At 74.0% G+C, this 14,229-nt stretch carries 10 protein-coding genes; 2 read left to right on the top strand and 8 right to left on the bottom strand.

Annotation, left to right across the window (positions count from 1 at the left end; translation table 11 throughout):
• Nucleotides 1-18: 18 nt before the first annotated feature.
• The 6 genes from ispG to ACFY7E_RS29115 all read right to left on the bottom strand — a co-directional run bounded on the left by ispG (nt 19) and on the right by ACFY7E_RS29115 (nt 7,888).
• The gene (gene ispG, locus ACFY7E_RS29090; RefSeq protein ID WP_365546289.1) at nt 19-1,176 is read right to left on the bottom strand and encodes a flavodoxin-dependent (E)-4-hydroxy-3-methylbut-2-enyl-diphosphate synthase; all 1,158 of its coding nucleotides are present in this window, start codon (nt 1,174-1,176) and stop codon (nt 19-21) included.
• 103 nt (nt 1,177-1,279) lie between these two features.
• Entirely contained in the window at nt 1,280-2,587 is a 1,308-nt protein-coding gene (locus ACFY7E_RS29095) for a M50 family metallopeptidase (protein ID WP_389490006.1), read from the bottom strand.
• Entirely contained in the window at nt 2,584-3,834 is a 1,251-nt protein-coding gene (gene dxr, locus ACFY7E_RS29100) for a 1-deoxy-D-xylulose-5-phosphate reductoisomerase (RefSeq protein ID WP_389490007.1), read from the bottom strand. The genes ACFY7E_RS29095 and dxr overlap by 4 nt, the downstream gene beginning before the upstream one ends.
• A gap of 34 nt (nt 3,835-3,868) precedes the next feature.
• Entirely contained in the window at nt 3,869-5,104 is a 1,236-nt protein-coding gene (aroA, locus tag ACFY7E_RS29105) for a 3-phosphoshikimate 1-carboxyvinyltransferase (RefSeq protein ID WP_389490009.1), read from the bottom strand.
• Nucleotides 5,105-5,299: 195 nt separating this feature from the next.
• Nucleotides 5,300-6,745: an aldehyde dehydrogenase family protein gene (locus tag ACFY7E_RS29110; RefSeq protein WP_383434708.1), complete on the bottom strand. Its 1,446-nt coding sequence runs from the start codon at nt 6,743-6,745 to the stop codon at nt 5,300-5,302.
• A gap of 183 nt (nt 6,746-6,928) precedes the next feature.
• Nucleotides 6,929-7,888, bottom strand: coding sequence for an EamA family transporter (locus ACFY7E_RS29115; protein WP_389490012.1), 960 nt, complete (start codon nt 7,886-7,888; stop codon nt 6,929-6,931).
• Nucleotides 7,889-8,032: 144 nt separating this feature from the next.
• On the opposite strand from ACFY7E_RS29115, the gene ACFY7E_RS29120 reads away from it, so the two are divergent.
• Entirely contained in the window at nt 8,033-8,254 is a 222-nt protein-coding gene (locus ACFY7E_RS29120; RefSeq protein WP_389490014.1) for a hypothetical protein, read from the top strand.
• 24 nt (nt 8,255-8,278) lie between these two features.
• Here the strand turns inward: ACFY7E_RS29120 and ACFY7E_RS29125 are convergent, their stop codons facing one another.
• Both ACFY7E_RS29125 and ACFY7E_RS29130 read right to left on the bottom strand, forming a co-directional pair.
• On the bottom strand, nt 8,279-9,832 hold the full coding sequence (locus ACFY7E_RS29125; protein ID WP_383434716.1) for a PucR family transcriptional regulator: 1,554 nt from the start codon (nt 9,830-9,832) through the stop codon (nt 8,279-8,281).
• Between the two features lie 84 nt (nt 9,833-9,916).
• On the bottom strand, nt 9,917-12,316 hold the full coding sequence (locus ACFY7E_RS29130) for an ATP/GTP-binding protein (RefSeq protein ID WP_389490016.1): 2,400 nt from the start codon (nt 12,314-12,316) through the stop codon (nt 9,917-9,919).
• A 332-nt stretch (nt 12,317-12,648) separates the two neighbouring features.
• Between ACFY7E_RS29130 and gabT the strand changes: the two genes are divergently transcribed.
• The gene (gabT, locus tag ACFY7E_RS29135) at nt 12,649-13,983 is read left to right on the top strand and encodes a 4-aminobutyrate--2-oxoglutarate transaminase (protein ID WP_389490018.1); all 1,335 of its coding nucleotides are present in this window, start codon (nt 12,649-12,651) and stop codon (nt 13,981-13,983) included.
• Nucleotides 13,984-14,229: the final 246 nt, after the last annotated feature.

Genomic DNA, 14,229 nt, shown 5'->3' on the forward strand with positions numbered 1-14,229 from the left:
GCACGGGAGTTGCGCGCGTCAGCCGGCGACGGCGACCGACGGCTCGCCGCTGGCGACGCCGTCCTTCTCCATCTGCTCGGCGATCTTCAGCGCCTCTTCGATGAGGGTCTCGACGATCTTCGACTCGGGCACGGTCTTGATGACCTCGCCCTTGACGAAGATCTGGCCCTTGCCGTTGCCGGAGGCGACGCCGAGGTCGGCCTCGCGGGCCTCGCCGGGGCCGTTGACGACGCAGCCCATGACGGCGACGCGCAGCGGGACGGTCATGCCGTCGAGGCCGGCGGTGACCTCCTCGGCGAGCTTGTAGACGTCGACCTGGGCACGGCCGCAGGACGGGCAGGAGACGATCTCCAGGCGCCGCTGGCGCAGGTTCAGCGACTCCAGGATCTGGATGCCGACCTTGATCTCCTCGGCCGGGGGCGCGGAGAGCGAGACGCGGATGGTGTCGCCGATGCCCTGGGAGAGCAGCGCGCCGAAGGCGACGGCGGACTTGATGGTGCCCTGGAAGGCGGGGCCCGCCTCGGTGACGCCGAGGTGCAGCGGGTAGTCGCACTGGGCGGCGAGCTGGCGGTAGGCCTCGACCATGACGACCGGGTCGTTGTGCTTGACCGAGATCTTGATGTCGCGGAAGTCGTGCTCCTCGAAGAGGGACGCCTCCCAGAGGGCGGACTCGACGAGCGCCTCGGGGGTGGCCCTGCCGTACTTCTTGAGCAGTCGCGCGTCGAGGGAGCCGGCGTTGACGCCGATCCGGATCGGGGTGCCCGCGTCGTTGGCGGCCCGCGCGATCTCCTTGACCTTGTCGTCGAACTGCTTGATGTTGCCCGGGTTGACCCGGACGGCGGCGCAGCCCGCGTCGATCGCGGCGAAGACGTACTTCGGCTGGAAGTGGATGTCGGCGATCACCGGGATCTGGGACTTCCGGGCGATCGTCGCGAGGGCGTCGGCGTCGTCCTGCGTCGGGCAGGCCACGCGCACGATCTGGCAGCCGGAGGCCGTCAGCTCGGCGATCTGCTGGAGCGTGGCACCGATGTCGGACGTGCGGGTGGTGGTCATCGACTGCACGGAGACGGGTGCGTCACCGCCGACGGCCACGGTGCCGACCTGGATCTGACGGCTCTTGCGCCGCTCGGCGAGCCGGGTCGGGACGGTAGGGATACCGAGAGAAATCGCGGTCATCTGTTGTGCAACCTCAAGGTTGTGCGTCGGCGGGCTCAGGTCTCCGAGGTTACCGCCCCGGCGGCGGAGGGCCGGACACCACCGGGTCCGGCCCCCCTGGGGTTCACGTCAGCTTCACCGGGTTGACGATGTCGGCGGCGAGGACGAGCAGGGTGAAGCAGACGAAGACGCCGGCCACCACGTAGGCGGCGGGCATCAGCCTGGCCACGTCGAACGGGCCGGGGTCGGGGCGCTTGAAGATCCGGGCCGTGTGGCGGCGGACGGACTCCCACAGGGCGCCCGCGATGTGGCCGCCGTCGAGCGGCAGCAGCGGGAGCATGTTGAACAGGAACAGCGAGACGTTGAACATCACCAGGATGTTCATGAACCACACGAGGATCCGCTCGGGCGGGGCCTCGACGGTCATGAGTTCGCCGGTGAGGCGGGCGGCGCCGAGGACGCCGACGGGCGAGTCGTCCGCCCGCTCGCCGTCGCCGAAGGTGGCGTCCCAGAGGCCGGGGATCTTGCCCGGGAGGGCGATGACCGAGTGGACGCCGTTCTCCAGGAGGTCGGTCATCCGGTCGGTGGTCTCGCCGAAGGTGAGGGGCGCGACCTCGGTCTTGGAGGCGAAGCCCAGGTAGCCGGCGTCGACGTAGGTCAGCGGCTGGACGACCTGGCCGTCCTCGTCCTTCTTCGGGACCTTGTTGGTGACGAGGGTGGGGTGCAGGTCGATCCGCTGCCCGGCCCGCTCGACGGTGACCGTGGCGGGGCCGATGGTGTCGCGGATGCGGTCGGAGAGGGTGTCCCAGTCGCCCACCGGCGTGCCGTTGAAGGCGACGATCCTGTCGCCCTCCTTCAGGCCCGCCCGGAAGGCCGGGGAGACGGGGTCCCCGGCGGCGCACGTGTCGCGCTTCTCGCTCTGCTCGATGACGCACTTCTGGACGCCGGCGACCGCGGTCGTCTGGCCCTCCGTGCCGAGCGTCATCATCGAGCCGAAGAAGAGCGCCGCCGCCAGGACCAGGTTCATGAACGGCCCGGCGAACATCACGATGACGCGCTTCCACGGCTTGCGCGTGTAGAACAGCCGGGTCTCGTCGCCCTCCTGGAGTTCCTCGTACGAGGCCTCGCGGGCGTCCTCGATCATGGAGCGCCAGGGCGAGGTGGAGCGGGCCTCGATCCGTCCGTCGTCGCCGGGCGGGAACATGCCGATCATGCGGATGTAGCCGCCGGCCGGGATGGCCTTGATGCCGTACTCGGTCTCGCCGCGCTTCCTCGACCAGAGCGTGGGGCCGAAGCCGACCATGTACTGCGGGACGCGGATGCCGAAGAGCTTGGCCGTGGAGAGGTGGCCGAGCTCGTGCCAGGCGATGGAGACGAGCAGTCCGAACGCGAACAGCACGATGCCCAGGACGTACAGGAGCGTTTCGTTCATGCGCGGGCCTCCGCTGTTGCCTTCGCTGCGAGCTCTCGGGCCCGGGCCCGTGCCCAGGTCTCCGCTTCGAGGACGTCCGGCACGGTGAGGGAGGTTCCCGCGGCGGGGACGCCGTGTTCCGCCACGACCGCCGTGACCGTGTCCATGATGCCGTTGAACGGCAGCCGCCCGGCCAGGAACGCCTCGACGCACTCCTCGTTGGCCGCGTTGAAGACGGCGGGGGCGGTGCCGCCGAGCTCGCCGACGTGCCGGGCCAGGCCGACGGACGGGAAGGCCTCGGTGTCGAGCGGGAGGAACTCCCAGGTGGAGGCCTTGCTCCAGTCGAAGGCGGGGGCCGCGTCCGGGACCCGCTCGGGCCAGCCGAGGCCGATGGCGATCGGGCCGCCCATGTCGGGCGGGGTGGCCTGGGCGAGCGTGGAGCCGTCCGTGAACTCCACCATGGAGTGGACGTACGACTGGGGGTGGACGACGACCTCGATGCGGTCGAAGGGGACGTCGTACAGCAGGTGGGCCTCGATGACCTCCAGGCCCTTGTTCACCAGGGTCGCGCTGTTCACCGTGATCACCGGGCCCATGGCCCAGGTGGGGTGGGCGAGGGCGTCCTCGCGGGTGACGTGGGCCAGCTGCTCCCGCGTACGGCCGCGGAAGGGGCCGCCGGAGGCGGTGACGACCAGCTTGCGCACGTCGGCGCGGGTGCCGGCGGCGAGCGCCTGGAAGAGGGCCGCGTGCTCGGAGTCGACCGGGATGATCTGGCCGGGCCCGGCGAGCGCCTTCACCAGGGGGCCGCCGACGATCAGCGACTCCTTGTTGGCGAGGGCGAGGGTGCGGCCGGCTTCGAGGGCGGCGAGGGTGGGCGCGAGGCCGATGGAGCCGGTGATGCCGTTGAGGACGGTGTGGCACGGGGAGGCGGCCAGCTGCGTGGCGGCGTCCGGCCCCGCCAGGAGCTCGGGGAGGGGCTCGGAGCCGTACAACGCCTTCAGGGCCTCGCGCAGTTCGGGCAGCGCCTCCTCGCGGGCGACCGCGACCGCGGCGACCCCCAGCCGGTGCGCCTGCTCGGCGAGCAGTCCGGTCCGGCCGCCGGAGGCGGCCAGGGCGGTGACCCGGAAGCGGTCGGGGTTGCGCAGCACCAGGTCGATGGCCTGGGTGCCGATGGACCCGGTCGAGCCGAGGACGACGACGTCCCGGCGTCCTTCGGAGGCGTCGAAGGCGATGTGCGGGTCGGCGAGGGGTGAGGGGCGGTCGGTCATGCCCCCCATTCTTGCCCCAAACGCGGCGCGGTCTTCACGGGGTGCGGACGAACGCGTCGAAGGCCTGGTGGAAGCCGGGGAACGTCTTCTTCACACAGCCGGGGTCGTCGAAGGTGACGCCGGGGACGCGCAGGGCGGTGACCGCGAAGGACATGACGATCCGGTGGTCCCCGTGGGTGGCGATCTCGGCGGGTCCGGCGGGCGTGCCGGGGTGGATCTCGATCCAGTCGGGGCCGGTGCGGACGGTGATCCCGAGGCGGCGCAGGTTCTCGGCGCAGGCGTCGAGCCGGTCGCACTCCTTGACCCGGGTGTTGGCGACGTCCTCGATGCGGACCGGTCCGTCGGCGAACGGCGCGATCGCGGCGAGGGTCGGCATGGTGTCGGAGACGTCCCGCATGTTGACGGTGATGCCGCGCAGGGTGCCGGTGGAGCGGACGGTGGTGGCGTCCTCGCCGGTCTCGACGTCGGCGCCCATGCGGCGCAGGACGTCGACGAAGGCGAGGTCGCCCTGGAGGGCGCCGGTGCCGAGGCCGGGGACGGTGACCGAGCGGCCGGGTTCGAGGGCGGCGGCCGCGAAGAAGTAGCTCGCGGTGGAGGCGTCGGGCTCGATGCCGTACGTCCTGGCCCGGTAGCCGGTGGGGGCGACGCGGTAGGTGCGTCCCTCCTGCCGGACCTCGGCGCCGAAGCTGCGCATCATGGCGAGGGTGATCCCGACGTACGGCTCCGAGACCAGGTCGGTGACGGTGATGTCGAGCCCCTCGGCGGTGAGCGGGCCGAGCAGGAGCAGGGCGGTGAGGTACTGGGAGGACTGCCCGGCGTCCAGGGTGAGCGCGCCGCCCTTGACGCCACGGGCGTGGACGGCGAGCGGGTGGTGGCCCTCCCGCCCGCCGTGCCGGAGGTCGACGCCGAGGTCGCGCAGGGCGGTGGTGAGCGGGCCGAGGGGGCGCCTGCGCATCTGGGCGGAGGCGTCGAAGCGGTACGTGCCGTGGCCGGCGGCGGCGAGGGTGGGGAGGAAGCGGGCGGTGGTGGCGCCGTCGCGGCAGTGGACGTCGGCGGTGTCCGCGCCGGGTCCGGCGGGCCGGCCCTCGACGTGCCAGGCGCCGGGCTCGCGGCGGACGGCGTAGCCGAGGGCGGCGAGCCCTTCGGCGAAGCCCTCGGTGTCGTCGGAGACGAGGGGCCGCAGGAGGGTGGTGGTGCCCTCGGCGGCGGCGGCGAGGAAGAGCGCGCGGGCGGTGACGGACTTGGAGCCGGGGATGTCGATGACGGTCACGGCGCCATCCTGCCGTCTCGTCCCGCCGGCCGGACGGGTGTTCCGGATGGCGGGACGGGCGCCCTGCCCCCGGGGCGGGCCGTACGCGCGGAAAGGCGGCCCGGCTCCCCGCACAGTGGAGCCGGACCGCCTGGTCCGGGTGGGGCGTGCGCCCCGGAGGACGTACGGCCCCGAAGGGTGTACGTCCCACAGGTCCTACAGGGCGAGGCCCGTCAGGACGAGGACGCGCTCGTAGGTGTAGTCGTCCATCGCGTACTTCACGCCCTCGCGGCCGACGCCGGAGCGCTTGGCGCCGCCGTACGGCATCTGGTCGGCGCGGTACGAGGGGACGTCGCCGACGATCACGCCGCCGACCTCGAGGGCGCGGTGGGCGCGGAAGGCGGCCTGGAGGTCGTGGGTGAAGACGCCGGCCTGGAGGCCGAAGTCGGAGTCGTTGACCGCGGCGAACGCCTCGGCCTCGCCGTCGACCTTCGCGACCGTCAGGACCGGGCCGAAGACCTCGGAGCAGGCCAGGGTGACGTCGGCCGGGAGGTCGGTGAGGACGGTGGGGGCGTAGCTGGCGCCCTCGCGCTTGCCGCCGGTCAGGAGCGTGGCGCCGGCCGCGACGGCCTCGTCCACCCAGGACTCGACGCGCCGGGCGGCGGCCTCGTCGACGAGCGGGCCGACGTCGGTGGCGTCGTCCGCCGGGTCACCGGTGACCTGGGCCTCGACGGCGGCGACGATCTTCGGCAGCAGGCGGTCGTGGACGGAGGAGTCGACGATCACGCGCTGGACGGAGATGCAGGACTGGCCGCCCTGGTAGTTGGAGAAGGTGGCGATGCGGGTCGCGGCCCAGTCCAGGTCGGCCTCGGAGGACCAGTCGGGCAGGACGACGGCCGCGGCGTTGCCGCCGAGTTCCAGGGTGCAGTGCTTGTGCGGCACGGACTCCTGGATGGCGTAGCCGACCTTGTCGGAGCCGGTGAAGGAGATGACCGGGAGGCGCTCGTCCTGGACGAGGGCGGGCATCCGGTCGTTCGGCACGGTGAGGATCGACCAGGAGCCGGCCGGCAGGTCGGTCTCGGCCAGGATCTCGCCCAGGACCAGGGAGGAGATCGGGGTCGACGGGGCCGGCTTGAGGATGATGGGGGCGCCGACGGCGAGGGCCGGGGCGACCTTGTGGGCGCTGAGGTTCAGCGGGAAGTTGAACGGCGCGATGCCGAGGACGACGCCCTTGGGGATGCGGCGGGTCAGCGCGAGCCGGCCCACGCCGCCGGCCTCGGTGTCGAGGCGCTGGGCCTCGCCGCCGTTGAAGCGACGGGCCTCCTCGGCGGCGAAACGGAAGACGGAGACGGCGCGGCCGACCTCGCCGCGGGCCCACTTGATGGGCTTGCCGTTCTCGGCGGAGATCAGCTGGGCGATCTCCTCGGTGCGCTCGGCGAGTCGCTTCGACACGTGGTCGAGGGCGGCGGCGCGGACGTGCGCCGGGGTGGCGGCGAACTCGTCGACGACGGCGTGCGCGGCGGCGACGGCCTCCTCGACCTGGGCCTCGGTGGGCACGCTGACCTTGCCGACCAGACGTCCGTCGAAGGAGTTCGTGACGTCGAAGGCGGCCTCGCCGGTGGCCTCGCGGCCGGCGAGCCAGAAGGCGTGGGTGGTCGTCATTGCGTCCCGGCCCTTTCCGTATCGGGGGTGCGAGCGATTGCTCTCGTGACACGGTAGGGCCGGGACGGCGGGTGTGGGTTTGTCCGGTGTGGAGTGGTGGGTCGGGGTCTCTGTCCGAATTGGCCGAAGGGCCGGGGAGTGCCGTCCGGCGGGCGCCGGCCCGTTCCGGCGGGGGTCACCGGCTCACTCCCTCCGCCCGGTCGACACGATCAGGCAGACGCCGGCCACGACGATCGCGCCGCCGAGGACGACGGGCCAGGTCAGGGCCTCGTTCAGGACGAGGGCGCCGAGGGCGACCGCGACGACGGGGTTGACGTACGCGTAGGTCGCGACGAGGGAGAGCGGGGCCGCCTGGAGGAGCCAGGCGTACGCGGTGAAGGCGATCAGCGAGCCGAAGACGACCAGGTAGGCGAGGGCCGTCCAGGAGCGGGTGGAGACCTCGGCGAGGTCGAGGCCGTGGTGCTCACCGCGGAGCAGGCCGAGGGCGACGCCGGCGAGACCGCCCGCGACCATCTCGTACGCGCTGGCGGCGAAGGGGTTGGCGGGCATCGGGAGGCGGGAGGAGGTGAAGGAGCCCACGGACCAGCTGAGGGCGGCGGCGACCACGAGGAGGACGCCGCCGATCCGCACCTCGCCGGTCAGGCCGGGCAGGGTGAGGACGCCGAGCCCGGCGAGGCCGAGCAGGACGCCGCCGATCGCGCCGGGGCCGGGGCGCTCGCCGGCGGCGGTGCGCAGGACGACGACCCAGGCGGGGACGACGGCGATGAGGAGCGCGGCGAGGCCGGAGGGGATGGAGGTCTCGGCGAGGACGACGAGGCCGTTGCCGCCGAGGATCAGGAGCAGGCCGACGAGGATCGCGGAGCCGAGCTGCCGGCGGGTGACCTTGAGGGCGGCGGGGCCCTGGCACCAGGCGATGATCCCGGCGAGCAGCAGCCCGGCGGTGACGAAGCGGGCGCCGCCGGAGAGGAACGGCGGCAGGGTCTCGACGACGACCCGGATGCCGAGGTAGATGGACCCCCACACGACGTACACGATGCCGAGCGCGGCCCAGACGGCGCCGGTGATCCGGCGGGCGGGCGCCGGGGGCGCGGCGGGGAGGACGGCACGGGTGCCGGGGGCGGGGTCGGCGGCGGGCTTTGTCATGAGCAGGAGAGTAGGGAGTGCGGGGCGGGCCCGGCCAGGAGTTTGCCCGCCGGCGGGCAGGGGCGGCGGAATCCGGACGGCGGGAGCGGGGAGGGAACGGAATGGAAGGATGAGGGGGACCGCAGAACCGCAAGGGGGAGACACATGTTCCTGTGGGTGATGTCCGCCGTCCTGGTCCTCGTCGTGGGCGGGTGCGTCTGCGTGGTGTGGGCGGCCCGGGGCGGCCCGCGCTGGGCCCGCGGGGTGGCGGCGGTGGTGCTGCTGGGCGGGGAGCTGGTGCGCGCCGGGGGCGGGCGGGGCGGCGGCGGGAACCGGGGCTCGGGGAACGACTGCACCGGGGGCGACGGCGGGGGCTCGGGCGGCTGAGCCGGGCCGCGGCCTCGAGGAGGCCTACTCGGCCCCCTCCCCCGTGGCCTTCAGGGCGAGCCACAGCTCCATCCGTACGTCCGGGTCGTCCAGGGAGCGGCCCAGGATCTCCTCCACGCGGCGCATCCGGTAGCGCAGGGTGTGCCGGTGGACGCCCAGGTCGGCCGCCGCCGCGTCCCACTGGCCGTGCCGGGAGAGCCAGGCGCGCAGGGAGGCCACCAGGTCGCCGCGGCCGGTGGCGTCGTGGTCGCGCAGGGCCCGGAGCATCCCGTCGGCGAAGGCGCGGACGGCGTCGTCGGCGAGGAGCGGCAGGACCGAGCCCGCCGCCAGGTCCTCGTGCTCGACGAGGGCCCTGCCCCGGCGGCGGGCCACCGAGAGCGCCTGCTCGGCCTGCTTGTAGGCGGCGGCCGCCGCGATCGGGCCGGCCGGGGCGGAGAGCCCGACGACGACGCCGGCCTCCTCGGCCTCGCGTTCCGCGTACCCCTCGCAGGCGGCGACGACCGCGCCGCCGTCGCCGGCGAGGACGACGAGCCGCTGCTCGCCCTCGGGGACGGCGAGGACCGCCTCGCCCGCGCGGGCGGCGGCGGCCTCCAGGGCGTCGGCGAGGACGGGGAGGGGCGGTTCGGCGGCCGGCTCGCCGCCGGCGGGTTCGGCGACGAGGATCCGGAAGGGGGCGTCGAGGAGGCCGCCGTACACGTCGCCGGCCACCGCGCGCGCGTGGTCCGGCTGTCCGGCGAGCATCATGCGCAGGACGGCGGCGCCGAGGCGCTGTTCGGCGGCCTGGAGGGAACGGGAGCGTTCCGTGGTGAGGGTGAGCAGGGCGATGGCCGAGTGGACGGCGTACCGCTCGGCGGTGCCCAGGGGGGCGGCGGTGCCGACGGCGAGGGCGCCCCGGACGCGCCGGCCGGTGCCGAGCGACTGGAGCTCGACGCGGTCGTCCGTGCCGCCGACGACGGCGCTGGCGGGGGCGGGGCGCTCGCGCAGCCGCTCCACGTCGGGGGTGAGGCGGGCGGCCCGGCGGGTGGCCCACTCGGGCGAGACGGCGACGGGCTTGCCGGAGGTGTCGTAGAGGGCGGCCCAGCCGTCGACGTGCGCGGCGAGGCGGGCGACGACGGCGTCGGGGCCCTCGGCGAGCGCGGCGCGGGTCAGCTCGCGCTGCACTTCGAAGCCGGCGGTGACGGCGCGGTACTGGTCGGCGGAGATGGCGGCCGAGACGGCCTTGCTGATGGCGAGGAAGGGGGTCCGGCGCGGTACCTCCAGGAGCGGCAGGTGCTCCTCGCGGGCCGCGTCGAGGAGGGCCGCCGGGATCTCCTCGTAGTTCACCCCCACGGCGAACCCGAGCCCGACGACCCCCGCCCCGAGCAGCCGCCGCACGTAGCGGCGCATCGCCTCCAGGTCCTCCGCGTCGAGGGTGAGCGCGGTGGTGAGGAGCAGTTCGCCCCCCTCCATGTACGGCACGGGATCGGCGAGCTCACTGACGTGCGCCCAGCGGACGGGGGTGTCGAGACGGTCCTCACCGGCCCGGACGACGAGCTTGAGGGCGGAGTGCTGCGCGAGCGAGGCGAGGGTGGGCGGCATTGGCGACCGTCGGACCTTTGGGGGGAGGGGGCGCCGCTCAGCCGAGCGGCGCCCCCGATTGTGCCAGGGGCGGGGGGCGGGTGCTCAGTCGCGGAGGTCCACGAGAAGGGGGGGTGTGTGCTCGCCGCGCACGTGCGCGAGGGAGAGGACGGCGTGGCCGGGCGGGACGGCGTGGGCGAGGTCGGACGCGGACCAGCGTTGCCGCTCCACCTCCCGCACGGTGACGGCCTCCGCGGTGGCCGCCCGGCCGGTGACCAGCCGCCGCATGAGGTGCAGGGCCTTGGTCAGCGGCTCGTCCGCGATGATCTGCCGGTTGGTGACGTCCCGGGTCTTCACCCACTCGGTGCCCCAGGCCTCGGCGAACCGTCCGCCGTCCCAGGACGCGATGCCCGCGAAGGCCATCCGGCACCCGACCGAGCCGAGCAGCGGCTCGCGCAGCGGCTCGGGCACGTCCTCCAGGCTGCGGAGCGCGAGGAGGACGCCCGCGTTGACGGACCGGAGCCGTTGCAGGGCCCGTACGGAGTCGCCGGTGACGGCGTGGGTGGCGTCGTCGAGGACCAGGCAGGCGAAGAGGGAGCGGTCGCGGCGGGCGAGGGCCGCTTCCGTGAACTGGGCGAGCAGCAGCCGGGAGACGATCCGCGAGGCTTCGGCGTGGCCGCGTTCGGGCAGGTCGACCCGGACCCGGAGGGGGTGCTCGATCGCCCGGAGCGAGAACGTCGGCCGGTCTCCGCCTTCGCCTCGGCCGGGCCCCCTCTCCGTCCGGAAGAAACCGGCGAAGGCCGGCCGGTCGAGGAAGGTGATGCGCTCGGCGAGCAGGACGCCGACGTCGTCACCGCGTTCGGCCTGCCGCCGCCGTGCGTCGAGTTCGCGCATCTGGGCGGGATCTCCGGCGACGGCGGCCCGGAGCCCGGCGAGCGCTTCGGGCGCCCCGCCGAGCAGTTCGCGCAGTTCGGGCACCTCGGGGAAGCGGCCGTACGCGGCCAGGAACGGTCCGATCAGCTGGGCGAGCGCGGTGGTGGCCCGGCGGCCGTCGGCGACCAGGTCCCCCACGAGGCCCTCGGCGAGGATGCGGGCGGCCTCGTCGGGATCGTCGGCCCCGCCGTAGAGGTCGAGGTCGTGGGTGGACTCGCGCCGTCCGACGGAGACGACGACGTCGAAACCGCCGTCTAGGCCGAGGAGGGTGCCCTGGGTGGTGACGGCGACCACGGCGGCGCGGTTGGCGAGCGCCTGGAGGCAGAGCGCCTCGACGACGGGCCGCACCAGCCGTACGGTCTTCCCGGCGCCGGCGGGGCCGACGGCCAGCAGCGAGGTCCCGAGCACGCCCGGCTCCAGGGCGACGCCGGTGGTGCGCCGGGCGTAGGGGTTGCGCGGGTGGTCGGCGGCGGTGCCGATGAGAACCTGCCCGGTGGCGAGGTCGTGGAGGGCGGTGCGAGCGGGCAGGTCGCGCAGGCCGGAGGGGTGACCGCACGCGGCGGCGCCACGGGCGCGCACGGCGTCCGTGAAGGCGGCGAGGCGGTCGGGCCGGGCCCGTACGCCCTCCCAGGCGCGGTGGATCCGGGCGTAGTCGACGTCTCCGAGCGCGCCCTGGCGGGTGGCCTCGGCGAGCCGGGCCGCGGCCTCGGTCAGCCCGGCGTCACGCAGTTCGGGCCACTCCGCGGGGTCGGCTCCCGGTGGGACCTGCGGTGGCGGGGCGAGGGCCCGCGGGTCCCCGGTTCCGAAGCGCCGTCGCACGGGGGACCAGGTGCCGGCCCGGCCGACGGCCGCGACGAGGGCGGCGGCCAGGAGTGCGTAGTAGACGTTGGAGACCCAGGTGAGCCAGGTGAGCGTGCGGGGCATCTCGCGCCAGACGCCCGGCAGGAGCACGAACAGGGGCCATACGGGGACGCCGTAGCGCTGCCAGATCTCCCGCCAGTTGCCGACGCGGCCGAAGGCGACGGCGAACAGGGTGAGGACGACGGCGTACCAGAGGTAGAGCGCGCCGATGTACGCCTCGAAGTCGGGGCTCTCGGGATTCCGCCAGTCGGAGGGCACGAGCCACAGCATCGGCAGCAGCCACCATTCGTCGACGAAGATCCATCCCCCCTCCAGGTAGCCGTTCCACAGCAGGGACCAGAGGAGCCAGCCGGAGAGGTACGCGATGAACGCGCCGGTGATCAGCTGGCGGCCGGCCACGAGCTCCGGTTCCCGCTCGGGCCGCTCGCGGTACCCGAGCCGCCAGATGCCGGGGGCGGCCGCGGGACGGGGGATGCGGAGCCACTCGGCGACTCCGGGCCGGGCGGGCGCGTGGGCGGGCGGCGGCGGCACGGGGGGCGTGGCGGCGGGCCGCGGGCCCGTCCCGGTCTGCGGGGCCGGCACGGTCCGACCTGCGTATGGCACGGGGGGCGGTCCCTGGGACGGGGGGAAGGACGGTACGGGCGGCCCCGCCGGCCGCGGCACCGCGCCCCCCCTGGTGTCGCGTGACTCGTACGTGCCGTCGGTCTCCATGAACCCCTGCCCCCTGACCAGCCAGGTCGCCGCGTCTGTGCCACCGTCAATCTAGTGGGCCCGCGGCGCGCGGGAGGGATTTCGACCACCCGTACGGCCGGATCCGGGCCGGTGCGTCCCGGAGCGCGGCGTCGGGCGCCTCCCCACCGGAAGGCGTCCCCGACACGCGGTGTCGGCCGCCTCCCACGGCGAGGGGACGGCCCCGTCATGTCCATCCCGGACAACGACACCCCCGCCACCACTCCCGATCGGCGCATGCCTCTCCCCCTCCGCCCCGCCTAGCCTGCGGAGGAAACCCGCAAGTGCGTCCAGATCACCCCCAGGAGCCCCGCATGAACGCTGTCCCGCAGGAGCGGCGCGTCGTCACCGCCATCCCCGGCCCGAAGTCGCAGGAGCTTCAGGCCCGCCGCCTCGACGCGGTCGCCGGTGGCGTGGGCTCCACGCTGCCCGTCTTCACCAAGCGGGCCGGTGGCGGCATCATCGAGGACGTCGACGGGAACCGCCTGATCGACTTCGGTTCCGGCATCGCCGTGACCTCCGTCGGCGCCTCCGCCGAGGCCGTCGTGCGCCGCGCCTCCGCGCAGCTCCAGGACTTCACCCACACCTGTTTCATGGTGACGCCGTACGAGGGCTACGTGGAGGTCTGCGAGGCGCTCGCCGAGCTGACCCCGGGCGACCACGCCAAGAAGTCGGCGCTGTTCAACTCGGGCGCCGAGGCCGTCGAGAACGCGGTCAAGATCGCCCGTTCGTACACCAAGCGCCAGGCCGTCGTCGTCTTCGACCACGGCTACCACGGCCGTACGAACCTGACCATGGCGCTGACCTCGAAGAACATGCCGTACAAGCAGGGCTTCGGGCCGTTCGCGCCCGAGGTGTACCGCGTGCCGGTGGCCTACGGCTACCGCTGGCCCACCGGTGCCGAGAACTGCGGCCCCGAGGCCGCCGCCCAGGCGATCGACCAGATCGGCAAGCAGATCGGCGCCGACAACGTCGCCGCGATCATCATCGAGCCGGTCCTCGGCGAGGGCGGCTTCATCGAGCCGGCCAAGGGCTTCCTGCCGGCGATCGTGAAGTTCGCCAACGACAACGGCATCGTCTTCGTCGCGGACGAGATCCAGTCCGGCTTCTGCCGCACCGGCCAGTGGTTCGCCTGCGAGGACGAGGGCGTCGTCCCGGACCTCATCACCACCGCCAAGGGCATCGCGGGCGGTCTGCCGCTCGCCGCCGTCACCGGCCGCGCCGAGATCATGGACTCCGTCCACGGCGGCGGCCTGGGCGGCACCTACGGCGGCAACCCGGTGGCCTGCGCCGGTGCGCTCGGCTCCATCGAGACGATGAAGGAGCTCGACCTCAACGGGAAGGCCAAGCGCATCGAGGAGGTCATGAAGGCCCGCCTCACCGCCATGCAGGAGAAGTTCCCGGTCATCGGCGACATCCGCGGCCGCGGCGCCATGATCGCCGTCGAGCTGGTGAAGGACCCGGCGACCAAGGAGCCGTACGCGGAGGCCGCCGGCGCCCTGGCGAAGGCCTGCCACGCGGAGGGCCTGCTCGTCCTGACCTGCGGCACCTACGGCAACGTGCTCCGCTTCCTGCCGCCGCTGGTCATCGGCGAGGACCTGCTGAACGAGGGCCTCGACATCATCGAGAACGCGTTCGCCGGAATCTGACGCGCCCCGCCCCCGCGGGGGCCGTGGTGTGAAGACTCTGTGGGGGGCCGATGGCGGGACGCGTTTCCCGCTGTCGGTCCCCCTTCCTCTGGCGTACGGTTCCCACGGATGAGAGAAACCCCCCGGGCGGAGCCTCCCCAGCCCCGTCCGAACCGTGCCTCCGCGCACGCCGTCGGCGCCTCGTGCCCCGGCACTCCTCACCGATCGGATGGCCGCACGCCCCATACCCCCCGGGGCGCGCGGCAG

It is taken from the genome of Streptomyces sp. NPDC012825 (assembly GCF_042900925.1).
Lineage (GTDB): Bacteria > Actinomycetota > Actinomycetes > Streptomycetales > Streptomycetaceae > Streptomyces.

Bases quoted from the DNA above. Each gene is read 5' to 3' on its own strand.
- ispG (WP_365546289.1), bottom strand. From the start codon at position 1,176: ATGACCGCGATTTCTCTCGGTATCCCTACCGTCCCGACCCGGCTCGCC.
- ACFY7E_RS29095 (WP_389490006.1), bottom strand. From the start codon at position 2,587: ATGAACGAAACGCTCCTGTACGTCCTGGGCATCGTGCTGTTCGCGTTC.
- dxr (WP_389490007.1), bottom strand. From the start codon at position 3,834: ATGACCGACCGCCCCTCACCCCTCGCCGACCCGCACATCGCCTTCGAC.
- ACFY7E_RS29110 (WP_383434708.1), bottom strand. From the start codon at position 6,745: ATGACGACCACCCACGCCTTCTGGCTCGCCGGCCGCGAGGCCACCGGC.
- ACFY7E_RS29115 (WP_389490012.1), bottom strand. From the start codon at position 7,888: ATGACAAAGCCCGCCGCCGACCCCGCCCCCGGCACCCGTGCCGTCCTC.
- ACFY7E_RS29120 (WP_389490014.1), top strand. From the start codon at position 8,033: ATGTTCCTGTGGGTGATGTCCGCCGTCCTGGTCCTCGTCGTGGGCGGG.
- ACFY7E_RS29125 (WP_383434716.1), bottom strand. From the start codon at position 9,832: ATGCCGCCCACCCTCGCCTCGCTCGCGCAGCACTCCGCCCTCAAGCTC.
- ACFY7E_RS29130 (WP_389490016.1), bottom strand. From the start codon at position 12,316: ATGGAGACCGACGGCACGTACGAGTCACGCGACACCAGGGGGGGCGCG.
- gabT (WP_389490018.1), top strand. From the start codon at position 12,649: ATGAACGCTGTCCCGCAGGAGCGGCGCGTCGTCACCGCCATCCCCGGC.